Origin of the sequence: Streptomyces sp. NBC_01775 (genome assembly GCF_035917675.1) — a bacterium.
In the GTDB taxonomy this organism is placed as follows: Bacteria; Actinomycetota; Actinomycetes; order Streptomycetales; family Streptomycetaceae; genus Streptomyces.
In genome coordinates, this window is record NZ_CP109104.1 from 7449232 (window position 1) to 7472942 (window position 23711).

At 71.6% G+C, this 23711-nt stretch carries 25 protein-coding genes; 15 read left to right on the forward strand and 10 right to left on the reverse strand.

Annotation, left to right across the window (positions count from 1 at the left end; all coding sequences use genetic code 11):
* Positions 1–57 precede the first annotated feature (57 nt).
* Positions 58–951, reverse strand: coding sequence for a hypothetical protein (locus OHB04_RS33090; protein ID WP_326808894.1), 894 nt, complete (start codon positions 949–951; stop codon positions 58–60).
* Between the two features lie 187 nt (positions 952–1138).
* Here OHB04_RS33090 and OHB04_RS33095 point away from each other — a divergent pair, with 187 nt between their 5' ends.
* From OHB04_RS33095 to amaP, 5 genes are all read left to right on the forward strand, one after another.
* The gene (locus OHB04_RS33095; protein WP_326808895.1) at positions 1139–1633 is read left to right on the forward strand and encodes an Asp23/Gls24 family envelope stress response protein; all 495 of its coding nucleotides are present in this window, start codon (positions 1139–1141) and stop codon (positions 1631–1633) included.
* A gap of 69 nt (positions 1634–1702) precedes the next feature.
* Positions 1703–1891, forward strand: coding sequence for a hypothetical protein (locus OHB04_RS33100; RefSeq protein ID WP_326691314.1), 189 nt, complete (start codon positions 1703–1705; stop codon positions 1889–1891).
* 4 nt (positions 1892–1895) lie between these two features.
* Positions 1896–2345 carry an Asp23/Gls24 family envelope stress response protein gene (locus OHB04_RS33105; protein ID WP_326808896.1) on the forward strand — a complete coding sequence of 150 codons (450 nt, stop codon included), beginning with the start codon at positions 1896–1898 and terminating at the stop codon, positions 2343–2345.
* Entirely contained in the window at positions 2342–3055 is a 714-nt protein-coding gene (locus tag OHB04_RS33110; protein WP_442815009.1) for a DUF6286 domain-containing protein, read from the forward strand. The genes OHB04_RS33105 and OHB04_RS33110 overlap by 4 nt, the downstream gene beginning before the upstream one ends.
* A 10-nt stretch (positions 3056–3065) precedes the next feature.
* Complete coding sequence (gene amaP, locus OHB04_RS33115; RefSeq protein WP_326808897.1) at positions 3066–3662, forward strand: alkaline shock response membrane anchor protein AmaP; 597 nt, start codon at positions 3066–3068, stop codon at positions 3660–3662.
* Positions 3663–3756: 94 nt separating this feature from the next.
* Here amaP and OHB04_RS33120 read toward each other — a convergent pair whose 3' ends face one another.
* From OHB04_RS33120 to OHB04_RS33135, 4 genes are all read right to left on the reverse strand, one after another.
* Positions 3757–4536 (reverse strand): SDR family oxidoreductase, encoded by a 780-nt coding sequence (locus OHB04_RS33120; protein WP_326691317.1) that lies wholly within the window; start codon positions 4534–4536, stop codon positions 3757–3759.
* Positions 4537–4624: 88 nt separating this feature from the next.
* Complete coding sequence (locus OHB04_RS33125) at positions 4625–5638, reverse strand: SURF1 family cytochrome oxidase biogenesis protein (protein WP_326808898.1); 1014 nt, start codon at positions 5636–5638, stop codon at positions 4625–4627.
* Positions 5639–5664: 26 nt separating this feature from the next.
* Positions 5665–6714, reverse strand: coding sequence for a DEDDh family exonuclease (locus tag OHB04_RS33130; protein WP_326691319.1), 1050 nt, complete (start codon positions 6712–6714; stop codon positions 5665–5667).
* A gap of 127 nt (positions 6715–6841) precedes the next feature.
* Complete coding sequence (locus tag OHB04_RS33135; RefSeq protein WP_326693035.1) at positions 6842–7522, reverse strand: TetR/AcrR family transcriptional regulator; 681 nt, start codon at positions 7520–7522, stop codon at positions 6842–6844.
* A 105-nt stretch (positions 7523–7627) separates the two neighbouring features.
* Between OHB04_RS33135 and OHB04_RS33140 the strand changes: the two genes are divergently transcribed.
* Genes OHB04_RS33140 through OHB04_RS33155 form a run of 4 tightly spaced genes read left to right on the forward strand, consistent with a single transcriptional unit; the run spans position 7628 to position 12025 of the window.
* Complete coding sequence (locus OHB04_RS33140; RefSeq protein WP_326808899.1) at positions 7628–8488, forward strand: acetoacetate decarboxylase family protein; 861 nt, start codon at positions 7628–7630, stop codon at positions 8486–8488.
* Entirely contained in the window at positions 8488–9387 is a 900-nt protein-coding gene (locus OHB04_RS33145) for an SDR family NAD(P)-dependent oxidoreductase (RefSeq protein WP_326808900.1), read from the forward strand. Before OHB04_RS33140 ends, OHB04_RS33145 begins: the two co-directional genes overlap by 1 nt.
* On the forward strand, positions 9384–10715 hold the full coding sequence (locus OHB04_RS33150) for an amidohydrolase family protein (protein ID WP_326691322.1): 1332 nt from the start codon (positions 9384–9386) through the stop codon (positions 10713–10715). The genes OHB04_RS33145 and OHB04_RS33150 overlap by 4 nt, the downstream gene beginning before the upstream one ends.
* A 35-nt stretch (positions 10716–10750) precedes the next feature.
* Positions 10751–12025, forward strand: coding sequence for an amidohydrolase family protein (locus OHB04_RS33155; RefSeq protein ID WP_326809569.1), 1275 nt, complete (start codon positions 10751–10753; stop codon positions 12023–12025).
* Between the two features lie 70 nt (positions 12026–12095).
* Here OHB04_RS33155 and OHB04_RS33160 read toward each other — a convergent pair whose 3' ends face one another.
* Positions 12096–13121: a helix-turn-helix transcriptional regulator gene (locus tag OHB04_RS33160; protein ID WP_326691323.1), complete on the reverse strand. Its 1026-nt coding sequence runs from the start codon at positions 13119–13121 to the stop codon at positions 12096–12098.
* 104 nt (positions 13122–13225) lie between these two features.
* Here OHB04_RS33160 and OHB04_RS33165 point away from each other — a divergent pair, with 104 nt between their 5' ends.
* The 3 genes from OHB04_RS33165 (at position 13226) to OHB04_RS33175 (ending at position 16032) form a co-directional block, all read left to right on the forward strand.
* Positions 13226–13651: a VOC family protein gene (locus tag OHB04_RS33165; protein ID WP_326808901.1), complete on the forward strand. Its 426-nt coding sequence runs from the start codon at positions 13226–13228 to the stop codon at positions 13649–13651.
* A gap of 226 nt (positions 13652–13877) precedes the next feature.
* Positions 13878–14978: a winged helix DNA-binding domain-containing protein gene (locus OHB04_RS33170; protein ID WP_326808902.1), complete on the forward strand. Its 1101-nt coding sequence runs from the start codon at positions 13878–13880 to the stop codon at positions 14976–14978.
* 97 nt (positions 14979–15075) lie between these two features.
* Positions 15076–16032 (forward strand): sterol desaturase family protein, encoded by a 957-nt coding sequence (locus tag OHB04_RS33175; protein WP_326808903.1) that lies wholly within the window; start codon positions 15076–15078, stop codon positions 16030–16032.
* A gap of 12 nt (positions 16033–16044) precedes the next feature.
* Here OHB04_RS33175 and OHB04_RS33180 read toward each other — a convergent pair whose 3' ends face one another.
* Positions 16045–17580 (reverse strand): S8 family peptidase, encoded by a 1536-nt coding sequence (locus OHB04_RS33180; RefSeq protein WP_326691327.1) that lies wholly within the window; start codon positions 17578–17580, stop codon positions 16045–16047.
* A gap of 298 nt (positions 17581–17878) precedes the next feature.
* On the opposite strand from OHB04_RS33180, the gene OHB04_RS33185 reads away from it, so the two are divergent.
* The 3 genes from OHB04_RS33185 to moaA all read left to right on the forward strand — a co-directional run bounded on the left by OHB04_RS33185 (position 17879) and on the right by moaA (position 21260).
* Positions 17879–18277 (forward strand): DUF485 domain-containing protein, encoded by a 399-nt coding sequence (locus OHB04_RS33185; protein ID WP_326691328.1) that lies wholly within the window; start codon positions 17879–17881, stop codon positions 18275–18277.
* A complete protein-coding gene (locus OHB04_RS33190) occupies positions 18274–19920 on the forward strand; it encodes a solute symporter family protein (protein WP_326691329.1) in 1647 nt (548 codons plus the stop codon). Before OHB04_RS33185 ends, OHB04_RS33190 begins: the two co-directional genes overlap by 4 nt.
* Before the next feature lie 350 nt (positions 19921–20270).
* Entirely contained in the window at positions 20271–21260 is a 990-nt protein-coding gene (gene moaA / locus OHB04_RS33195; protein WP_326808904.1) for a GTP 3',8-cyclase MoaA, read from the forward strand.
* Here the strand turns inward: moaA and OHB04_RS33200 are convergent.
* The 3 genes from OHB04_RS33200 to tyrS all read right to left on the reverse strand — a co-directional run bounded on the left by OHB04_RS33200 (position 21243) and on the right by tyrS (position 23674).
* Positions 21243–21488, reverse strand: a complete 246-nt coding sequence (locus OHB04_RS33200) for a hypothetical protein (RefSeq protein WP_326691331.1) — start codon at positions 21486–21488, stop codon at positions 21243–21245. The genes moaA and OHB04_RS33200 overlap by 18 nt on opposite strands.
* Positions 21489–21680: 192 nt before the next feature.
* On the reverse strand, positions 21681–22037 hold the full coding sequence (locus OHB04_RS33205) for a DUF3099 domain-containing protein (protein ID WP_326693037.1): 357 nt from the start codon (positions 22035–22037) through the stop codon (positions 21681–21683).
* Positions 22038–22255: 218 nt separating this feature from the next.
* Positions 22256–23674, reverse strand: a complete 1419-nt coding sequence (tyrS, locus tag OHB04_RS33210) for a tyrosine--tRNA ligase (RefSeq protein WP_326691332.1) — start codon at positions 23672–23674, stop codon at positions 22256–22258.
* Positions 23675–23711 lie beyond the last annotated feature (37 nt).

A 23711-nucleotide genomic window follows, 5' to 3' on the forward strand; every position in this document is an offset into this window, starting at 1 on the left:
CACCCCCGGCCGCCGCCCCGCCGCCCGCCACCGCTCGGGCGTTCGCCGTTCGCCGTCTCAGACGGAGCCGACCCCGGTGATCAGCACGGCTACGGTTGCCGGGCCGTCGCCGCCTTCCGCCAGCGCCAGGTGCGCCGCCGTACGCACGGCCCGGGCCACCCCGATCGCGCGGTGGCCCGGAGTGATCGCGAGCTGGATCAGCACATGCCTGCCGCTGTGGCGGGAGCCGTCCGATTCCGCGTTCCCGACTGCGTCCACACCCTGGGCTGCGTCTGTGGCTGCCTCTGCGTCGGCGGCTGTGACGCGTACGGCGCGGGGGCGCGTCCCGCCCGAGGACAGGGCGAGGAGCGGGCCGAGCACCGGGGCCAGCCGGTCGACACCGTCCACCGCGAGCACCGCCGAGGCCACCTCGTGCGCGAGGCCACCGGACGCGGCGGAGGCGGGCGGCGCACCGGATGAAGCGGACGAGGGCGGCGCACCGGATGAAGCGTCACTTGCCCTCGTGCCGGATGACGTGGCATCCGGCACGTACGGCTCGTCCAGCAGCTCCGCCACCCGCAGGTCCACCGCCCTCAGCGGCAGCCCCCACTCGCGTTCCGCAGCCGCCAGCAGCGCGTGCCGCAGGTCGTCCGCGACCGCCGGCACCGGCCGGTCCGCGGGGACGGCCAGGTCGGCGGTGAGGGCGAGCGGCCCCCAGGGAAGCGCGCTCGGCGGAGGCGGGACCGCCGGGTCGCCGGCCTCCGCCGCGTCGCTGAGGCCCAGGCGTACCCCGCTCAGCCGTACGCCCGGCACCGCGGCGGAGGCCGCCGTACGCAGCGCGGCAGCGGCCGTCGCCTCGGTGACCCACGCGCCGTCCTCCGCCTCGCCCAGCGGCAGCAGCCGCCCGATCCCGAGCTGGTGGCGGACCGCCTGAGTCAGCCGGTCCGCTGCCTGCGCTGCCTCCGCTGTCATGAGATCCCCATTTCCTCCGCGCCGCGGAAACTTCGGTGCCTGACGCACACCTTTCCGCACCGCACCGGAGGACCGCCCGCCCGTCACCCGTTCGGCCGGGCGTGCACAGGGCACCCCCGCCCGGGCACGCTTAATGTGGGCAGCGGGAGCGGCAGGCCGCTCCGAACCTCCGAAAGGGGCGCAGGAGATGTCCGAGACCAGCACGTCCAACCGCTCCGTCAGCACCAAGCAGGGCCCGGACACGGCCGCCAAACCCGAGCCCCAGCGCCGTGGGGGAGGGCCGCCCGCCTCCCGTGGCCGCACCACGATCGCCGACGGCGTCGTCGAGAAGATCGCCGGTCTCGCGGCGCGTGACGTGGTCGGCGTGCACGCGATGGGTGGCGGCATGGCACGCACCTTCGGCGCCGTGCGCGATCGCGTTCCCGGCGGGAGCAGGTCCGTCGCCCGCGGGGTCAAGGCCGAGGTCGGCGAGGTGCAGACGGCACTGGACCTGGAGATCGTCATCGACTACGGCGTCTCCATCGCCGAGGTGGCCCGCAGCGTGCGGGAGAACGTGATCTCCGCGGTCGAGCGGATGACGGGCCTCGAAGTGGTCGAGGTCAATATCGCGGTGAGCGACGTCAAGCTGCCCGACGAGGAGGACGATGAAGAAGAGGACCAGGGCAGGCCGCAGTTGCAGTAGAGGCCGGTGACCCCGGCGAGGTGAGCCGCGCCGCACGGGCCGGCGTGGTACCGAGCGAAGGAGCGCACGATGAGCATGGCCCTTGTCGGCTTGATCGCCGGTATGGCGCTGGGCTTCGCCGGGTATTTCGGCGGCTTCGGTGCCTTCCTGCTGGTGGCGGCGCTCGGCGCCGTCGGCTTCGTGGCGGGGAGGTTCCTGGACGGAGATCTGGAGCCGGGGTACTTCTTCCGCGGCCGGAACGACGAACGCCGTAGGTGACTCGGTGACCGGAGAGGACGTTCCGGCGGGCGAGCGCGGATCGACCAGGATCGCCGACCGCGTGGTCGCCAAGATCGCGGCCCAGGCCGCGCGCGAGGCCCTGCGCGGCGACAGCCCGGAGGGGCCTGGCAGGCAGGACGGGCGTGGCGGAGCGGAGGAGGCCGGCGGGCCGGACGGGGCGGGGGGTGCGGGCGCGCGCGGCGGCGCGCTGCCGGACGGCACCCGCCCCGCGCCCCGGGCGACGGTCACGGTGCGCGAGCAGTCGGCTCGGGTGCGGGTCGCGCTGGAGCTGGGCTATCCCTCGGACATCGGCGCGCAGTGCGGCGCCGTACGCCGCCGCGTCGCCTTCCGGGTACGCGAACTGGCCGGCATGGAGGTGCCCGACGTCGCCCTCGACGTCGAGCGGCTGCACTCGGTGCACCTCAAGGGCAAGGTCCCGGGGAGGGTGACGTGAGTGAACCACACGAGGCTCCAGCCGGAGCGGGAGCTGGGTCCTGGGCCGGGGCCGCGGCTGGATCCGGTCCCGGAGCGACTCTGGAGAAGGCACCGACGGCGGGGTCAGGGCTGGAGCACACGGAATCCTCCGCCGCCTATGTGCCGGGGCCCGGCGAGGGGGACCAGGGCAAGGCGGGCAGATTCTGGTCGGTGCGCCGCGTGCCCGCGGCCCTGGTCGCGCTGCTGCTGCTCGCGGGCATCGCCGTACTGCTGTACGACGTGGTCTCCGTGCGGACCGGCCGGCCCGGCATGGCCTGGCGCCGCACCCTCGCGGACGAGCTGGCGAGTACCCGTGTGGACGACACCGCCGTGCTCGCCGGTGCGGCCGTGGCCGCCGCGCTCGGGCTGTGGCTGCTCGTGCTGGCCCTCACCCCGGGGCAGCGCTCGCTGCTGACGATGCGGCCCGATGTGCCACAGGTGCGCGCGGGGCTGGAGCGCTCGGCCGCCGCGCTGGTGCTGCGGGACCGGGCCATGGAGGTCTCGGGCGTGCAGTCCGTACGCATCAAGGTCAAGCGGCACAAGGTCAAGGCGCACGCGCAGGCCCACTTCCGCGACCTGGACGAGGTGCGCTCCGACCTCGACGCCGCGCTCGAAGAAGGCATCGAACAGCTCGGCCTGGCCCGGCGGCCGGGCCTTTCCGTCCATGTGAGACGACCGGCGAAACGGTGAGGCGAGGGCGATGCTGCGGATCGTGAACCGGGTACTGACCGCGCTGACCGGGCTGGTATTGCTCGCGCTGGGTCTGGCCGTGCTGTGCGGAGGGCTGGACCTGCCGCACCGCTGGGGCTTCTCGATGCCGTCCGGGTGGCCGTGGACCCACGGCGGCGATGTGCTGCTGAGCGATCACAACCTCACCAAGTGGCGGGGCGAGGGCTGGTGGTGGCCGGTCGTCATCGCCGCCTTGGCGGTGCTGTTGGTGCTGACGCTGTGGTGGCTGCTGGCGCAGCTGCGGCGGCACAGGCTTCGCGAGGTGCTGGTCGACAGCTACGACGGCGGGGGAGCGCTGCTGCGGGGCCGCGCCATGGAGGACGTGATCGCGGCGGAGGCCGAGGCGCTGCCCGGGGTGGACCGGGCCAGGGTCACTCTGACCGGCCGGCGGACCCAGCCACGGGCCCGTATCGGCCTGGTGCTGGCGGCGCACGCGCGGCCGGGCCCCGAGGCACACCGGCTGCGCGCGGAGGCGATCGAGCACGCCGCGGTCTCGGCCGGGCTCGACGCGCTGCCGGCCGAGGTCAAAATGCGCGCCGCGCGGCACCGCGCCGAGCGGGTCAATTGACGTACGACGTGCCCGATCGCGAGGGCACGTCCGGCTTCTGTCACATGTTCAGATCTTCTGCCATGTGTTCAGGGAAACCGTTCCCGCCGGGCGCTCAGAAGCCGTGCTGCGCACCGCCGTCCACCGGGAGCATCACACCGGTGAGGTACGAGGCGGCGGGCGAGAGTACGAAGGCGGCCGTCCGGCCGAACTCCTGGGGCGTGCCGTAGCGGCGCAGCGGGATGCCGGCGGAGTTGCGCTCGCGCGCGGCCTCGCCGTCGCCCGAGAGCGAGTCGAGGTATTCCAGCCGCTCCGTGGCGATCCGGCCGGGCATCAGGCCCAGCACCCGGATACCGCGCGGGCCCAGCTCGCTCGCCAGCGTCTTGGCGAACCCGGCCAGGCCCGGTCGCAGTCCGTTGGAGAGGGTCAGGCCGGGGATCGGCTCGTGCACGGAGCCGGAGAGCACGAAGCCGATCACGCCGCCGTCCTCCAGCTCGGCCGCCGCGGCGCGGGCCAGCCGTACGGCGCCGAGGAAGACGCTGTCGAAGGCCGTCTGCCACTGCTCGTCGGTCAGCTGGTCGGCGGGGACGCCGGCGGTCGGCCCGCCGACGCTGATCAGAAGGCCGTCGAAGCGGCCGAACCGGCTGCGGGCCGCCTCGATGAGCCGGGCCGGGGTCTGCGGATCGGCGTTGTCGGCCGCGACGCCGATCGCGCGGCCCTCGCCGCCCGACGCCTCGACGCCGAGCTGAGCGGCGGCCTCCTCGGCGCCCTTCTCGGTACGGCCCGAAATGACCACCTTCGCGCCCTCGGAGAGCAGTTGGGACGCGGTGGCGAAACCGAGGCCACGGGTGGCGCCGGTGATGACGAAGACGCGGTCTGTCAGTCCAAGATCCATGGGAGCAGTCTGCCGCAGCCCCGCGCGCGGGTGGAGCCCCGGTGCGGTCCGGAAACGGGCGCGCGCCCAGAGGCGTGCGTGAACAGGCCTATTCGGTGACCGGCTCCGGCTCCTTCGCGAAGCTCTCCCCACGGGTGGCTTCGCGCTTTTCGCCGGGCCCGGTGGGTTCGCCGGCTTCGGCCGGCGGGCCGGGCTCGGCGGCTCCGCGCCTTTCGGTGGGATCGGCGGGCTCGGCGTGCTTGTCGTGCTTGTCCACCTCGGCGGGTGCGCTGGGCTCCGTCGGCTCGGCGGGCTCCGCGCTCTGCGCGGTACTGCCCCCGGGCGCCTCGCCGGGTCCCCCGGCAGCCGCCCTGCGGCGCTCTTGTGCCTCGCGGCGGACCAGGATGACCCAGCCGACCGGGACCGCACCGGTGAACAGCCACCACTGGACGGCATAGGCCATGTGCGGGCCGATGCCGCTGTGGTCGGGTTCGGGGAGCAGCTCGGGCTGGTGGCCCTGCGGCTTGGGGGCGGTCGCGGTGAGCTGGACGAAGCCGCCGAGCAGGGGGCGGCCGAGCGCCTTGGCCTGCTGCTTGCTGTTGATGAGCATCACCTGGCGGTCCGGCAGACCCTTGGTGTCCTTGATGCCGCTGGCCCCGGTCGTCTCATCCGGCATGAGCCTGCCCTTGACGGCGACTTCACCCTTGGGCGCCGGGGGGACGCTGGGGAAGGCGGTCAGATCGCGGTCCGCCTTGATCCAGCCCCGGTTGACGAGGAGGGGCGGGCCGTCCTTCCGGATGAGCGGGGTGACGACGAAGTAGCCGATCGTGTCGCCGTCGGCGCCCGTGCGGTGCCGGACGACGACCTCGTGCTTCTCGTCGTAGGTGCCGCGCGCGGTGACCGTACGGAACTTGTCGTCGTCGGCGGGCCCGTCCCGGGTGTCGGTGAGCGTGCCGACCGGAACGGTGGCTGCCGACAGGCTCGCGGCGACCTCCTCGTTGCGCGCGACCCGGCTCTCGTGGCGGTGGAGCTGCCAGAAGCCCAGCTTGATCATCGAGGGGATGAGTACAAGGCCGAGCAGGGTGAGGATCACCCACTGCCGGGACAACAGGAAGCGGTACACGTCTACTGACGGTACCCGCAGGCCGCTCAGCCCTCCGGTGCGGGGGCCACGTCCTGGAGGAGCTGGCTGAACGCGGCCTCGTCGATGACCGGGGTGCCGAACGCACGGGCCTTGGCGGCCTTGGACGTGGGGGAGTCCGGCTGGTTGGTGACCAGGAGACTGGTGAGGCGGGAGACGCTGGAGGCGATGTGCAGCCCCGCCGCGATCGCCCGGTCCTCCAGCAGCTCGCGGTCCACGGTGGTGTCCCCGGAGATCGCCACGCGCATTCCCTGCACCAGCGGCCCCTCCGGCGCGTACCGCCCCGGGTTCGGGTAGGGGCAGGCGGGGCGCTTGCGCGAGGGACGCCAGGTGCCGTAGCCGCCGCTGGAGGAGCGGAACCCCGCGCCCGCGCCGCCGCTCGGGCTGCGCGGCACCACGGCGTCCGACCACTCGCTCAGCGGCTGGCAGGTCAGCAGCGGCAGCCGCACCTCCTGCCGCGCCGCCAGATGGAGGCTGGGGCGGAACGCCTCGGCCAGCACGCGGGCGTCATCCAGCGCGTGGTGCGCGCGCTGCTGGACGACTCCGTAGTGCGCCGCGAGGGACTCCAGCTTGTAGTTGGGCAGCGGGAGGGCAAGCTCCTTGGACAGGGCGATGGTGCACAGGCGCTGGCGGACCGGCGCCTCCCGGCTGCTCCTGGCGTACTCCCTGGCGATCATCGACCAGTCGAACAGGGCGTTGTGCGCGACCAGGACGCGGTCCGCCAGCCGCGCGGCGAACTCCTCGGCGATCTCGCCGAAGAGCGGCGCGTCGGCGAGGGCTTCGGCCGTCAGCCCGTGGATCCAGGTGGGGCCCGGATCTCGCTGGGGGTTGACCGGGGTGTACCACTGGTCCTCGACCTCGCCTCTGGCGTCCAGCCGGTAGACGGCAGCGGACACTATGCGGTCGTCGCGAGCGAGCCCCGTGGTCTCGACGTCCACCACCGCGTAGCCGTTCGGATAGCCCGCCGGCCATGTCAGGGGCGGGTGGGCGTCGGCGCCGGGCTGAGCGGGGATGCGCTCCGACATCCCGTCGGGGCGTGCCGTCTGGTCTTCGAGCATGGTCACAGAGAATACGGGTCGGTACTGACAGTGCCGGAGGCGCGCCCGCTCCACGGCCCGTCCCAGCACCTCGCACGGGGCCCGGCGCCGGGCCCGCGAGCCGCCGGCGGCGGAGGCGGCAACGGCGTCAAAGGCTCTGCGGAAGAGGTGGATCGGGCGGCCCGAGCAGCCCCTCGACGAGCGCTCGCACCGAGGCCATGAACACCTTCTCGGGGTCCGGCGGCCGGGCGAGGGCGCGGGCGAGCGCCGGGTCGTCCGCCGCCTTCGCCTCCGCCGGCTCCCACAGCTCGGGCTCGCCGGGGCGCTGGGTGGGCGCGCGTTCGCGGTTGCGCTCCACCAGGACATGACCGATCACCGTGAACTGTACGGAGCGCACTGCCTCGGCCGCCCGCGCGCCGCGCAGCCCGGCGGCGTGCGCTTCCTGCGCGAGCGCCCGCTGCGCCGAGAGGAACATCCGCTCCGTCAGGCCCCGTTCGTGCACCATCGCGATCAGGTGCGGGCGGGCGCGCAGCTCCCGGCGCAGCGTGCGGGCGATGGAGACGACGCGCGCCTGTGGGGTGCTGCCGCGTGGCCGGATCTCGCCCAACTCCCGCACGGTGCACTCGACAAGGGCCTCCAGCAGCGACTCGCGGTTGCCGACGTGCCAGTAGATCGAGGTGACGGCCGTACCCAGCTCGGCCGCCAGCTTGCGCATCGTGAGGGCCTGCGGACCGTGCTGGCTGACCAGTCCGGAGGCCGCGTCGAGAACCGCCTCGCGCGTCAGCCGGGGGCGCGGCGGCGGGGCGGCGCGTGACTGCGGGCTCGGCATGATCCTCCCGTTCTGAACCGTGCGCATGCCTTTACCCTTCGCGGCCCGCGCTGTAACAACGTTACAGACGAGCGGGACCGCGCACGTCCGACGAAGGAGGTACGCATGGCACGCGTACGGTACGGTCCGCGCGACGAGGAGGAGACCCGGCGGGCCAGGGAAGCGGGCGCGAAGCTCCCCGACATCTGGTCCACCGGAGTGCTGGCCGTCTGGGAGACCGACCCCGACGTGGTGGCGGCCGTGTTGCCGCCGCCCCTCAAGCCCGCCGAACGGCCCCTGGTGCGGGCCTCCATCAGCCAGGTGGACCTGCCCGGATACCCGCTGGGTGCCGGCTCGGTAGCCGTCGCGGCCCGGCACGCGGGCGCCGCCGGCTGGTATCCGCTGGTGATGCCGATGACCCATGAGCGGGCCCTCATCGGCGGGCGCGAGGTCTTCGGCGAGCCCAAGAAGCTGGGCGAGGTCACGCTGGAGCGCGGCCCCGAAGGCTCGGTCCGGGCGCGGCTGGCACGGCACGGGATCGCCTTCGTCGAGGTCACCGGCACGGTCGGCGCCGCGCTGCCGCTGCCGGAGCCCGCCGAGAAGCTCGACTTCTACTTCAAATTCCTGCCCGGGGTGGACGGCCGGGGCTTCGACGGCGACCCCGTCCTCGTGCACTGTCTGCGCAACGAGAAGGTGCGCCGGCTGGAGTCCGTCACCGGACGGGTCGTCCTGCGCGAATCGCCCTACGACCCGGTGGCCGACCTGCCCGTACGGCGCCTGGTGGAGATCACGCTCGGGGAGAAGACCAGCGACCAGCGCGGCCGGGTCGCCGAACGCGTCAGCGCCCAGGCCCTGTTGCCGTACGTGCACCAGCGCTACGACGACGCGGCGCAGGTCCTGGACGGGCCCCCGCCGGACGAACCGTCGCCGGTCGAGCCGCCGGCCGACGGACCCTCGCTGGACGGGCCGTCCGAGGGGAGCCTCTGATGCTGCTGCGGGCCGGACAGACCGCCGTCGTCACCGGGGCCGCGAGCGGCGTGGGGCTGGCGATGGCGCGTCGCTTCGCGGCGGAGGGGCTGAACGTCGCCCTGGCCGACGTCGAGCGGGCGCCGCTGGAGAAGGCCGCGGACGAGCTGCGGGACAACGGGGCGCGGGTGCTGGCGCACCTCACCGATGTGAGCGAGCCGGAGGCGGTCGAGGAACTGGCCGAGGCCGTCCAGGAGAGCTTCGGCGCCGTCCATGTGCTGTGCAACAACGCCGGTGTCGGCTCGGGAGCCGAGGGGCGCATGTGGCAGCACGAGATCAACGACTGGAAGTGGGCGTTCGCGGTCAACGTCTGGGGAGTCTTCCACGGCATCCGGGCCTTCGTGCCCCGGATGCTGGCCTCCGGCGAGCCCGGACACATCGTCAACACCTCATCGGGCGACGGCGGTATCGCGCCGCTGTCCACCGCCTCGGTGTACGCGGTGACCAAGTCCGCAGTCGTCACGATGACCGAGTCCCTCTACGCCCAGTTGCGGGCCGAGGGCGCGGAGGTCAGCGCCTCCGTGCTCTTCCCGGGCCCGCACATGCTGCGTACGGGCCTGTGGGAGTCCTACCGCAACCGCCCCGAGCGCTACGCCAAGACCCGTCCCCGCAAGACGCCCTACCGCTCCCTGGACCAGTGGGAGGCGGCGATGCGCGAGGCGGGCCAGGAGGTGCGCTTCACGCCCGTCGAGGACGTCGCGGACGTGGTCGTGACGGGCATCGAGGAGGACCGTTTCTGGATGCTCCCGCCCAGTGAGCACAGCGACGCGCAGATCAGGGCCCGCGCCCGGTCGATGCTGGAGCGCGCCAACCCGGACTACTTGGAGACCTTCGTACTGGATCGGGGGAAGCAGGCATGAACGAGCGAGGCCCGGACACGCGGGTGTCCCGTGACCCCGAACAGGAGTCCCGTGACCCGTACCTGATCATCTCCTCGGACTGCCACGCCGGACTGCCGACCGAGGAGTACCGCCCCTATCTGGACAGCCGGTTCCACCGCGCCTTCGAAGAGTTCCTCGGGCAGCGCGAGGCGCGCGTCGAGGAGTCCACCCGGCTGGGCATCCGGAACGAGACGTTCGCGCGCAAGTGGTTCGAGGACAACGAGGAAGGGCTGCGCGGCGGCTGGGACGCGGCACAGCGCGTCAAGGAGCTGGACGGCGACGGGGTGGCGGGCGAGGTCGTCTTCCCCGACGCCGACGCGGTCGACAGCGGCACGGCGGCGCCCTTCGGCGTGGGCCTGGGCCTGTCCGGGGACCAGGACCCCGCGCTGGGCATGGCGGGCGCCCAGGCACACAATCGCTGGCTCGCCGACTTCTGCGCGCAGCATCCGGAACGGCACTGCGGTGTCGCGCTGCTGCCCGTCACGGGGGAGACCGACGCGGTCGTCGCGGAGATCCACCGGGCGAAGGAATCCGGGCTCGGCGCGCTGATGATCCCCTCCATGTGGGTCGACAAGGCGCCCTACCACGACCGGCGTTACGACCCCGTCTGGGCGGCGGCGGCCGAGACCCGGATGCCCGTGGTCACCCACTCCGGAGCCGCCCCGCGCCACGAGTACGGCGACCACCTCGGCATCTACGTCAGCGAGGTCACCTGGTGGCCGGCGCGCCCCTTGTGGTTCCTCCTGTGGTCCGGCGTTTTCGAGCGCCATCCGGGGCTGCGGTTCGGCGTCGCGGAATCCGGCTGCTGGTGGCTGCCCAACCTCCTGTGGTTCATGGACCGTCTCTATCTGGGCGCGCACGGAGGGAAGAAGCTCTCGCCCTTCGCCGAGCTGAAGCGTCCGCCCCACGAGTACCTCGACCGCCAGGTCTTCATCTGTGCCACCAACACCAAGCGGCGCGAACTCGCCCAGCGCTACGAGATCGGCGTCGGCAACATCCTGTGGGGCAGCGACTTTCCGCACCCCGAGGGCACCTGGCCCAGGACCCGCGAATGGCTGCGGAGCACCTTCCACGACATCCCCGTCACCGAGACGCGCCGGATGCTCGGAGAATCGGCCGCCGAGGTCTTCGGCTTCGACACCGTGGCGCTGGCGCCGCTCGCCCGCCGTATCGGGCCCTCACCGGCCGAGCTGGGCCAGCCAGGGGACCAGGGGCCCGTCGAGGACTCCTGGCGGCGCTCGCGCGAGACGGGCCGCCACTGGCTGACCGGAAGCGACTTCCCGGCCATAGGGACGGACACGCCATGAGCAGCGATGGACACACCGGCAGCGACGGCCAGGCCATGAGCAGCGACGGACACACCAAGAGCGGCGACGGACACACCAAGAGCGGTGAGGACCGCTACACCGTCATCTCCGCCGACTGCCACGCGGGAGCCGATCTCCTCGACTACAAGCCCTACTTGGAAAAGCGGCACCACGACGCGTTCGACGCCTGGGCCGCCACCTACGTCAACCCGTACGAGGATCTGCTGGCAGACACGGCCGACCGCAACTGGAACTCCGAGCGGCGGCTGGCGGAGATGGAGGCGGACGGCATCGTCGCCGAGGTCGTCTTCCCCAACACCATCCCGCCCTTCTACCCCGCCGCCTCCCTGATGGCGCCCGTGCCCACCCGCGAGGAGTTCGCGCAGCGCTGGGCGGGGCTGCGCGCGCACAACCGGTGGCTCGCCGACTTCTGCGCGCTCGCACCCGGACGGCGCGCCGGCATCGCGCAGATCCTGCTCAACGACGTCGACGAGGCCGTCAAGGAAGTGCGCTGGGCCCACGAGAACGGGCTGACCGGCGGCATCCTGCTGCCCGGAGCGCCGCCCGGGTCCGGGGTGCCCGAGCTGTACTCGTACGCCTACGACCCCCTGTGGGCCGTCTGCGCCGAGCTGGGCGTGCCCGTCAACCACCACGGCGGCTCCGCCTCGCCGCCCCTGGGCGAGGAACCGGCGGCGCGCGCGGTCTTCATGGTGGAGACCACCTGGTTCTCGCACCGTGCCCTGTGGCACCTCATCTTCGGCGGCGCGTTCCGGCGTCACCCCGCGCTCCGGCTCGTGCTGACCGAGCAGGGGTCCGGGTGGATCCCCGGTGTGCTGGAGATGCTGGACTACTACCACGGCCGCCTCGTCTCCGCCGCCTCGCGCGCCGCCACCGCCGAGTCCAAGTTCGGCGCGGGGCTCGCCGCTTCCATGGGCCAGGGCCCCAGCGAGGTGTGGCGCGCCAACTGCTACGTCGGCGCCAGCTTCATGAGGCCGCACGAGGTGCCGCTGCGGGAGCGCATCGGCCTCGACAAGATCATGTGGGGGAGCGACTACCCGCACGACGAGGGGACGTGTCCCTACTCGCGGGAGGGGCTGCGGGTGGCCTTCGCCGGCGTGCCCCGGGAGGAGGTCGCGGCGATGGTGGGGGGCAACGCGGCGGGCGTGTACGGCTTCGACCTCGGGCTGCTCGATCCGGTCGCGGCCCGTGTCGGGCCGACGGTCGCGGAGGTCGCCGAGCCGCTGACGGACGTCCCGTCCGACGCGACGAGCCCCGCCTTCGCACCCGGTGGCCGCGTCCGCGTCTGGTGAACCGGTCCCTGCCCTGCCCTGCCCGGCCCGGCCCGGCCCGGCCCGGCCCGGAGCCGAGCGCGCGCGTCGCTCAGTGGCTCGAGGGCGGCGGGGCGAGCTCGGCGGGGCCGTCGGTCGCGGCGTCGGCGAAGCGACGGGCCAGGTGCGCGAAGGCGTCCTTGAGTTCGGGCGGGCCGACGACCTCGATGCCGGCGTCGAACCTGCCGATGGTGGCGGCCAGACCGGGCCATGACCACGACCCCAGAACGAGCCGGCAGCGGTCCGGGCCGAGCTCCTCGACGACTCCGTCGGGGGTGTAGCGGGACACGGCGGCGGCCGGCAGGTCGAGGATCACCTCGCCGCGGCAGGGCCGGTCACCCGAGCCGTCGGAGCCCTGGAACCTGTCGGCGATAAAGGCGGCCACCTCGCCTCCGGGCACTTCGCGCGGGGTGAAGCGGGGGCCCGTGGGGGTGCGCGGGGTGATCCGGTCGGCGCGGAAGGTGCGCCAGTCGTCGCGGTCGAGGTCCCAGGCGACGAGGTACCAGCGACCGCCCCAGGTGACGAGGTGGTGGGGCTGCACCCGGCGCGGGGGAGCCGGGGCACGCTCGTCGTCGGCTTCCGGTGGGGAAACGGGTGCGTAGTCGAAGCGCAGCACCTCACAGGCGTGGACGGCGGCGCTGAGCGTCATGAGTACGCCGCTGTCGACCTGTGGGTTCGGCCGCGCCGAGGGCCGCTCGACGGCGGTGACCCGGAGGGTGTCGATGCGGTGGCGCAGCCGGGCGGGCATGACCTGCCGGACGGTGGTCAGCGCGCGTGCCGCGGCTTCCTCGATGCCGGCGCCGGTGGTGACGGCGATCTGGAGTGCGACGGCGAGTGCGACGGCCTGCTCGTCGTCGAACAGCAACGGGGGCAGCTCCGTGCCGGCGTCGAGCCGGTATCCACCGTCCGGCCCCTTGGCCGCCGTGATGGGGTAGCCGAGTTCGCGCAGGCGGTCGACGTCGCGGCGCACGGTGCGCGGGCTGATTTCCAGCCGCTCGGCCAGCAGCGCCCCCGGCCAGTCCCGGCGCGCCTGGAGCAGCGAGAGCAGCGAGAGCAGTCGGGCTGAGGTCTTCGGCATGACTCCGATGGTGCCCCAAGAAGCGGCCACACCTTGGCCGCTTCCCTTGCGACTGTTGCGATGCGCCGGACGGCGTGCCAGACAACGAGAGCAAGGAGCCGGCCATGGCCGTCAACGCTGTGACCCACCTGAACTTCCGGGGTGACGCCCGCGAGGCACTCACGTTCTACCAGTCGGTATTCGGCGGGGACGTGGCCGTGGTCACGTACAAGGACGCCGGAAACGTCCAGGAGCCGGCCGGGGCGGACCAGGTGATGTGGGGTCAGGTTGCCGCCGACAGCGGCTTCCGCGTGATGGCCTACGACGTGCCCGCCGACATGCCGTGGAACCAGGGCGAGAACGCCTTCTTCGTCTCGCTCCGTGGCGAAACGACCGAAGAGATCACCGCGTACTGGAAGAAGCTGTCCGACGGCGCGGCTGTCCTCCAGCCGCTGGAGCCCGCGCAGTGGGCGCCCCTGTACGGAATGCTGAAGGACCGGTTCGGCGTCACCTGGGTCCTGGACGTCGTCAGCGAGTACAACGCGTCCTGACCAGCTGAGTCCGACCACCCGAACCTGATCACCCATAAGCCGGGCGGCGGGCATCCGCCGCCCGGCCGCGACTGCAAGGCAAGGACGCAGCAGTGAAGACGCGCACGCAGGGCCGGACCGGGCTCCAGGTCAGCCCCCTATCGCCGGGGAACCATGCCGCCGGCGTGACCCTCACCCGCGCCGCGCTACGCCGGTGCCCGGCCGGCGAGCGCGCGGCGGTGGCCCGATGACCGTTCTCGGCACCCGGGCGCTCAACCGCGCGACGCTCGCCCGGCAGCTGCTCCTCGACCGCGCCGACGTTCCCGTCCTCGACGCCGTCGCGCACCTCGGCGGCATGCAGGCGCAGGAACCGCAGGAGCCCTTCGTCGGACTCTGGTCGCGGCTGCGCGCGTTCGACCCGACAGCGCTCTCGGACCTGCTGACCGGGCGGAGCGTGGTGCGGACCCACCTCATGCGCCGCACCGTCCACCTCGTCACCGCCGCCGACGCCCTGGCCTGGCGGGCCCGCCACGGCGCCATGCTGCGCCAACGGGTCCTCGGGGTCTACCGCCGTGAGCTGGACGGGGTGGATCTCGATGAGCTCGCGGCGGCGGGCCGGGCGGTGATGGCCGACGGCGAGCCGCGCTCGATGAGCGAGCTGGGGCGGGCGCTCGCCGGGCGCTGGCCGGCGCCGGGGCCACGGGCACTGGGGGAGATGCTGGTCGCCGCCCTCGTCCCGATGGCACAGCTGCCGCCGCGCGGGCTCTGGCGCACGAAGGCAGGAGTGCGCAACGTCCCGCTCGCCTCCTGGCTGGGACGCGAGATCGACCAGCCGGATCCGGACGGTTCCGATCCGGTCGGGCAGGCGCTGGTACGGCGCTATCTGGCCGCGTTCGGCCCCGCCGCCTCGGCCGATCTGCGCGCCTGGTCCGGCCTCGCTGGGCTCCCCGCGGCCGTCGACGCGATACGCGGGGAACTGGTCTCCTTCCGCGACGAGCGAGGCCGGGAACTGCTGGACCTCCCCCAGGCCCCGCGCCCCGACCCTGACACGCCCGCCCCGGTGCGGTTTCTGCCGGCGTTCGACAACGCGCTCCTCGGCTATCACGACCGCGGCCGGATCGTCGACGACGCCCACCGCGGCCTGTCGGTAGCCGGCACCCGCGTCGTGCTGGTCGACGGCAGGGTCGCCGCGACCTGGAGCGTCGAGGCCGGCACCGTGACGGTCACCCCGTTGTGCCGCTTCTCGCGAGCCGACCGCACCGCCGTCGCCGAAGAGGCGCGGGTGCTGGCAGCGTTCCTCTCCGACAACGACAGCCACCGCGTACAGATCCTCGCCTCTCCCCGCTGAGCGGCCCGGGGACCGCGTACTCCGAGCGGCCGAGGACTGCATACTCCTCGGTAACAACCCCTAGCGGCGGCCCGCAGGGGCGGCTTACCTTGCTGACATGCCGTCCAGCCTTCCCGACGTCGTGCTCTGGTCGATCCCCGCCTTCGTGCTGCTCACCGTCCTGGAGATGGTGAGCTACCGCCTGCACCCGGACGAGGACTCCGCCGGATACGAGACCAAGGACGCCGCCACGAGCATCGCCATGGGGCTGGGCAGCCTCGTGTTCGACGCGCTGTGGAAGGTGCCGATCGTCGCGCTGTACGCGGCGGTCTACGAACTGACACCGCTGCGCGTGCCGATCCTGTGGTGGACGCTGCCCCTGATGCTGCTCGCGCAGGACTTCTTCTACTACTGGTCCCACCGGGGCCACCACGTGATCCGCATCCTGTGGGCCTGCCACGTGGTGCACCACTCCAGCCGGAAGTTCAACCTGACCACCGCGCTGCGCCAGCCGTGGACGACCTGGACGGTGTGGCCGTTCTACGTGCCGATGATCGCGCTGGGCGTCCACCCCGCGGCGCTCGCCTTCTGCTCCTCGGCGAACCTGGTCTATCAGTTCTGGGTACACACCGAACGGATCGGAAAGCTGCCTCGTCCGATCGAGTTCGTCTTCAACACGCCCTCGCACCACAGGGTGCACCATGCTTCGCAAGGCGGCTATCTCGACCGCAACTTCGGCGGAATCCTGATCGTCTGGGACCGGATGTTCCGCTCTTTCGTTCCGGAGACCGACGGGTGTGTCTTCGGGCTGACCAAGAACATCGGGACGTTCAACCCGCTGCGCGTCGCCACCCACGAGTACGCGGCCATCGCACGGGACATCCGGGCGGCCGAGGACTGGCGCGAGCGCGCGGGGCGCGTCTTCCGGGGGCCCGGATGGAACCCCCGGCGGACGCGCGCGGAAGAGGCACACGCGGAAGAGGCACACGCGGAAGGGACGCACGCGGAAGGGACGCACGCGGAAGGGGCCGAGCCGTCGAAGCGGCCCGGCCCCTCCCTCAGCTCAACTCTCTGAGGTCCGCGTCCGTCACTTGGTGACGGCGGCGAGCGCGTCCACGAGACCGTGGCCGTTGAAGCTGTTGTTGCCCTTCACGCCCGTGCACTTGGCGGCATAGGTGCCCTGGCCGTCCGGGTCGTAATTGTCCGGGCACGGCAGGGTCTGCGCCTGCCCCTTCAGACGCCAGGCGACCTCCTGCGGCGTGGCCTTGGGGTGGGTGCTCTTGATGAGCGCCGCCACGCCCGCGACCTGCGGGCCGGCCATCGAGGTGCCCTGGAGGTAGGCGTAGTCGCCGTCAGGCATGGTGGACAGGACGCCACCGTCCTTGGCGGGCTCCTCCGGGGTCTGGTACCTGCGGTCACCGCCGGGGGCCGTGACGTCGATCTGGTTCAGGCCGTAGTTGGAGTAGTACGACTTCAGGTTCTCCGGGCCGGTGGAGCCGACGGAGGTCGTGCCGGGGAGCATCGTCGGCACGTCCGGGCAGACCGCCGGGTTGACGGTGCGCTTGACCGGCGTCCCGTCGTCCGGGCTGGTGTCGTCGACGATCGAGGTCGACGCGAGGTCGTGCGAGGAGTTGCCCGCCGAGCTGACCGTCGTGACGCCCTTGCCCTGCGCGTACTTGATGGCGCGGCCCACCGAGTCGGCGATGGCCTTCTGGTCGGCCTGGTCGCCGCAGTTGTAGAGCCACGGGTCCACGTAGTAGCTGTTGTTGGTGACCTGGACGCCGTGGTCGGCCGCGTAGACCATCGCGCAGACGACGGCCTCGCTGTAGAACAGCGAGGTGTCGGGCTCGCTCACCTTGAGGGCGGCGACCTTCACGCCGGGTGCCGCACCGGCGACGCCGACGCCGTTGCGGGGCGCCGCGATGATGCCGGCGACGTGCGTGCCGTGGTAGTCGTTGGCCGGGTCGTAGGGGCGCCAGGCCCCGGGCGAGGCATCCGGCTTGCCGCCGACGCAGTTCGCCGACTGCTTGGCGGAGAAGTTGGGCTTCAGGTCCGGGTGCGTGTCGTCCACGCCGGTGTCGATGACGCCGACCGTGACCTTCTTGCTGCCCTCATCGACCTTGGCGGCCTTGTCGGCCTTGATGGCCCGCTTGTCCCACTGGAGGGACTCCAGCGGCTCCTGTCCCTTGGCCTTCGCCTGGGCGAGCGCCGCCGCCTTGGGCGCCTTCACGAAGACGGGCTTGCCCACCTCCGTGGTGGTCGCGGCCTTGAGCGGGGCGGTGCGGGTGGCACCGGCCGAGTCGACTCCGTCGACCGCGCGGAGCGTCTGGCCGAACTCCGGGTTCGTGGAGTGGGCGACGATGACGCCGATTTTCTTGTACGCCGTGACGACCTTGCCGTCAGCCTTGCGTATTTCCTTCTTGACCCGTTCGACGGTACCCGGATCGGTTTCGGTGTTGACGACGTAGCTGAGCTTCTCGCCGGCCTTCGCCTTGGGCGCGTCGTCGTCCCCGGCGTTCTGCGCGTTCGCCGCGGCGGCCCCCGCAAGGCCAAGTGACGCGGTCAGCACCAGTCCCAACGGCAGCGCGAGGATGCGCCGTCGTCTGGAAGGTCTCGAATCCATGGGGTCTCCATGTCGTCTGAAGTTGTTCACAGACGACGGAAGTTATCCCTGAGAGGCATACAACTGCAATGGATTGATGAAGAACGTCCGAAGCGGGTGCCTTCTGGGGCCGCTCTTATGCGTTTCAACTACCACCCCCTGTTGCTGCGCGTAGGGAAGATCTACGATGCGCGCACTGTATGACTGGAGAGACTTCCGTCACATTCCCGTTCGTCCCTCTCCGCCCCGTTTCTCACCCACGCTCCCGTTCCCCACTCACATTCCCGTTCCCCACCGACGTTTCTTGTCTGGAGTCACTGTGGACACCGCCCCAGAGCACGCGAGTTCCGGCCCGCCGGGCAGCCGGGACTACACGGACGTGCAGCAGAGCGCCGAGTTCGGCGAACTCCGGAGCCGCTACCGCTCGTTCGTCTTTCCGCTCACCGTCGCGTTCATCGTCTGGTACCTGCTCTACGTCCTGCTCTCGAACTACGCGGGCGGGTTCATGGGCACCGAGGTCGTCGGCAACATCAACGTCGCCTTCGTCTTCGGTCTCGCACAGTTCCTGACGACCTTTCTCATCGCCTGGTGGTACTCACGGTTCGCCGCCGCGAAGCTCGACCCGAAGGCCGAGGCGCTCAAGGCCCGCCTGGAGGGTGAGAACGCCCAGCGGCAGGACAGCCGGCCGGAGACCCTCGGCAAGGAGGACGACGCATGAGCCTGACCCACCAGCTCGCGGCGCCCACCGCGCAGTTCGCGGCAGAGGGGGCGAGCGAACACCGCCCGCTGATCATCAGCCTCTTCTCCGTCTTCGTGGTCGCCACCTTGGCCGTCACCGTGTGGGCGGGCCGCAAGACCAAGGACGCCACCGACTTCTACGCGGGCGGGCGCTCCTTCACCGGCTTCCAGAACGGCCTCGCCATCTCCGGCGACTACATGTCGGCCGCGTCCTTCCTGGGTATCGCGGGCGCCATCGCCCTCGCCGGGTACGACGGGTTCCTCTACTCCATCGGCTTCCTGGTCGCCTGGCTCGTCGCCCTGCTGCTGGTCGCCGAGCCGCTGCGCAACTCAGGCCGCTACACCATGGGCGACGTGCTCGCCTACCGGATGCGCCAGCGCCCGGTGCGCACGGCGGCCGGCGTCTCCACGATCATCGTCTCGATCTTCTACCTGCTCGCCCAGATGGTCGGCGCCGGAGCGCTGGTCGCGCTGCTGCTCGGCATCACCGGTGAGACGGGCAAGAACCTGATCGTCGTCTTCGTCGGCATCGTCATGATCCTCTACGTGACGATCGGCGGGATGAAGGGCACCACCTGGGTCCAGATGATCAAGGCGTGCCTGCTGATCGGCGGCACCCTGATCATCACGTTCCTGGTGTTCCACAAGTTCAACTACAACCTCTCCACGCTCCTGGGCGCGGCGGCGGAGAACAGCGGCAAGGGGAAGTCGTTCCTCGAGCCAGGACTGAAGTACGGCGTCACCACGACCTCGAAGATCGACTTCATCTCGCTGGGCATCGCCCTCGTCCTGGGCACCGCGGGACTGCCGCACATCCTCATCCGCTTCTACACCGTGCCCACGGCCAAGGCCGCGCGGAAGTCGGTGAACTGGGCGATCGGCATCATCGGCGTCTTCTACCTGATGACCATCGCGCTCGGCTTCGGCGCCGCAGCGCTGCTCAGCCCGAAGACGATCACCGACTCCAACGCCGCGGGCAACACGGCGGCCCCGCTGCTGGCCCAGGAGATCGGCGGCGGCGCCGACTCGAACGGAGGGGCCATCCTGCTGGCGATGATCTCGGCGGTCGCCTTCGCCACCATCCTCGCCGTCGTCGCCGGGCTCACCCTCGCCTCCTCCTCGTCCTTCGCGCACGACCTGTACGCCAACGTGATCCGCAAGGGTCAGGCGACCGAGAAGGAGGAGGTGCGCGCGGCCCGCGTCTCCGCCGTCATCATCGGCGGCGTCGCCGTCGCGCTGGGCATCTTCGCGGGCAAGCTGAACGTCGCGGGCCTGGTGGCGCTGGCCTTCGCGGTGGCCGCCTCCGCGAACCTGCCCACGCTGCTCTACAGCCTCTTCTGGAAGCGCTTCACCACCACGGGCGCGCTCTGGTCGATCTACGGCGGGCTGATCTCCTCGGTGCTGCTGGTGTTCTTCTCGCCGGTGGTCACGGGCAAGGAGACCTCGATGTTCCCCGACGTCGACTTCGCGTGGTTCCCCCTGGAGAACCCGGGCCTGATCTCCATCCCGCTGGGCTTTTTGCTGGGCTGGGTCGGCTCGCTTCTCTCGAAGGATGAGGTGGCGGGTGGCAAGAAGTACGCCGAGCTCGAGGTTCGCTCCATGACGGGGACGGGGGCCCACTGAGGGGCGGCCCCCTCTGACCCGCCGTTGTTGGGGGCTTCGCCCCCAAACCCCCTTGGCCTCGCCGGCCGGGCGTCAGGGAGGCTCCGCCCCCAGCCCCCGGCCGGGGGCGGAGCCGCCCCAACGCCCGGCCGGCGAGGCCATCGGTCAGAGGGCGAAGCCCTCACAGGGGCCAGGGGCCCAGGGGGCGAAGCCCCAAGACGGGGACCCAGGGGCGGAGCCCCAAGCGGCGCCTGCGACCCGACACAGGGGCAGCCCCTCGCACCTGCGAGGGCCGATCTGAGCGCGCTATCGATTGTCACAACAGTGACTTACGCTGCGAAGCAGATCACGCAACTGGGAGGGATGTCAGCATGCTGCTCGACACCTACCGCAGGGTCGCCACCGACCTGCGCATCTCGCTGACAGACCGCTGTAACCTGCGCTGCACGTACTGCATGCCCGAAGAGGGCCTCCAGTGGCTGGCCAAACCCGAGCTGCTCACCGACGACGAGATCGTCCGGCTGGTCGGCCTGGCCGTCACCGAGCTGGGCGTCACCGAGGTGCGCTTCACCGGCGGTGAGCCCCTCCTGCGTCCGGGCCTGACCGGCATCGTCGAGCGCTGCGCCGCGCTTACGCCGCGCCCCAGGATGTCCCTGACCACCAACGGCATCGGCCTGGAGCGCACCGCCGCCGCGCTGCGCGACGCGGGTCTGGACCGGGTCAACGTCTCGCTGGACACCCTCAGCCCCGAGACCTTCCAGCGCATGACCCGCCGCAAGCGTCACGCGGACGTGCTGCGCGGCCTCGCCGCGGCCCGCAAGGTCGGCCTCACCCCGGTGAAGGTCAACGCCGTCCTGATGCCGGGGCTGAACGACCAGGAGGCCCCCGACCTGCTGGCCTGGGCGCTGGAGGAGGACTACGAGCTGCGCTTCATCGAGCAGATGCCGCTGGACGCGCAGCACGGCTGGCAGCGCGACGGCATGATCACCGCGGGGGACATCCTGGAGTCGCTGCGCACCCGCTTCCAGCTCACCGCGGAAGGCGAGGACGAGCGCGGCTCGGCCCCCGCCGAGCGCTGGCTGGTGGACGGCGGTCCGCAGCGGGTCGGCGTCATCGCCTCGGTCACCCGCCCCTTCTGCCGCGCCTGCGACCGCACCCGGCTGACGGCCGACGGACAGGTACGCACCTGTCTGTTCGCGACGGAGGAATCCGACCTGCGCGGCGCCCTGCGGGCGGGAGCCACCGACGCCGAGATCGCCGGGCTGTGGCGCAAGGCGATGTGGGGCAAGAAGGCGGGTGCCGGGATCGACGACCCCTCGTTCGTTCAGCCGCAGCGACCCATGTCAGCCATCGGCGGCTGATTCCCACTCCGTCAGCGGCACGGTGTCCTTCAGAAAGCCGCGAGCTCCGAGGAACTTCGAGAGGTATTCACGGTGTTCCTCGCACGCCAGCCACGTCTTGCGGCGCTCGGGGGTGTGGAGCTTCGGGTTGTTCCACGCGAGCACCCACACGGCCGGCTCGCGGCAGCCCTTGGCGGAGCAGATGGGGGTCTCGGGGCCCTCGTCGGAGGGCGAGGCGGAGGGGATCACCCCTCCATCATCCACCAGGGTCCGGACATTAAGCGACGCCGGGCAGCCACGGGGGGAGCCGCCCGGCGTCGGTCCATCGCTCCGACGGGGGATGCGGAGCGCAACTGAAGTATGGCATGTGTGACCGGGCCCAGTGCACCGGAACCGCATGATTGATCTGAGGTTTTCTTGAGCTTTGTACGAAGAGCCAGATCAACTGCGGTCGCTCGACGGTCCGTTCGAGGCGCGGGACGCCGCTTCCGGGGCGGGTTCCGGCGCGTCCAGCATGGGGCGCGGCGGGTTCGCGAGGACCGTGGAGGGCAGCGAAGGCACGTTCTCCCGGCCCGCGTTGGCGATCACCACCGCGACGTACGGGAGCAGCGCGCCGAGCACCAGAGTCACAACGGCCAAAGGCCGCTGCACGTTCCACAACAACACGGTCAGCAGGAAAGCGGCGGTACGGACCAGCATCGAGATCACGTAGCGGCGCTGTCTGCCACGGACGTCGTCCTGGAGCCCCTGACGCGCGCCGGTGATCCGGAAAACTTCCGCCTGGCGCCGCTTCCGCATCACGATTCACCACCTGCTCGCCCTGCCGTTCCCCATGTGCCGTACAGAGGGATCCGGACACTTCCACGTTACGCCTCGACTCCGCCGGCTTCGAGACCGGGGCGCCGGGCGGAGGAGACCGCCCGGCCTGCGTACCGCGTCCCGTGCAGGGGTCCTTCAGCGGGCGTAGCCCGGCCGGAACCGTGCCCCGTGCGGGGGAAGCTCCGGCCGGTCAGCGGTCACAGCCCTCGGATTTCGGCGACCTTCCGGCCCGCCTTCAGGTACACCGCGTCTGCGGCGTCACCGGCTGAACCGGTGACTTTTTCGCGGACGACCTCGGCGAGCGGACGCAGCGCGTCGGCCTCGGGCAGCACAACGGCCTCCTGCTCGGCGCCCGCCCGCTCGACGATGAGGCGCAGCCCGTTCTGCTTGGCGATCCTGCGCGCGGCCGAGGCGCTGGGCGTGAACTCCAGCACGTTCGTCATCACCGCCGCGATGCCCTCCTCGCCGTGCTCGGCCACGTCGACCGAGGGCAGCGAGCCGACATCGGCGAAGGACTTCTTGGAGAACTGCGCGACGAATCCGGCGCGGGCCTCCATCGCCGACGCCACCCCGTGCAGGGCCGCGACGACCTCGCCCGCGAGGATCTTCTTCAGGTCCATCGGGTGCAGCGAGCCGGCCTCGATGCGGGCCGTCGCCCGCTCGATCTCCGGGTCGGTCCACTCCGTCCAGGCGCGCAGGTAGGGCGCCATCAGCCGGTCCGGGATCGACATGATCTTGCCGAAGACCTCGCCCGGCGCGCTGCCGAGACCGACGTAATTGCCTTTGGACTTGGACATCTTTGCGCCCGAGCCGTCGGTGCCCTCGACCAGTGGCATGGTGACCACGAGCTGCGGCTGCTGGCCGTACGCCTCCATCACCCTGCGGCCCATCTGGAGGTTGAGCAGCTGATCGACGCCGCCCAGCTCCACATCGCAGCGCAGCTCGGCCGAGTCCACGGCCTGGGCGATGGGGTAGAGCAGCTCGGACATCGTCAGCCCCGAGCCCTCCGAGAGGCGGTTGCGGAAGTCGTCGCGCTGGAGCAGCGAGGAGACCGGCACCTGGGAGAGCAGGCCGAGCAGCCGCGACAGGGTGAAGGAGCCCAGCCACTCGCTGTTGTGTACGAAGCGCACCTTCTCGAAGTCGAAGAAGGGGCGCACCTGCTCCCGGTACCCGGACAGGTTCTCGGCGATGTCCTCGTCGGTCAGCGGGGGGCGCTCGGCCGTACGGCCCGAGGGGTCGCCGATCTTCGCGGTGAAGTCCCCGATGATCAGCGTGACGTCGTGGCCCATGCGCTGGAAGCGGCTCAGCACGATCACCGGCACCGCGTGGCCCAGGTGCACATCGGCCGCCGTCGGGTCGATACCCAGCTTGATGTGCAGGCCCCGGCCCTGTGCGGCGCGCTCTTCGATGCGCTCGGCCAGCTTCTCCACCGACGGCAGCAGCTCCACCGTGCGCGCCCCGATCAGCGCCGCCTGCTCCTTCGCGGGCAGGTCGCTCAGGTCCAGATAGCGCCGTGACCCCGTCTCCGCGAGCAGCCGCTCGACGGTCTGGTCGGAGGAGAGGTCCTGTGCCAGCAGTTCACTGGCGCGCTGTACGGAGTCGCCGAGGCGTGTCACGTCACTGTCCTGGTGTGGTGGATCCGGATGGGGTCCC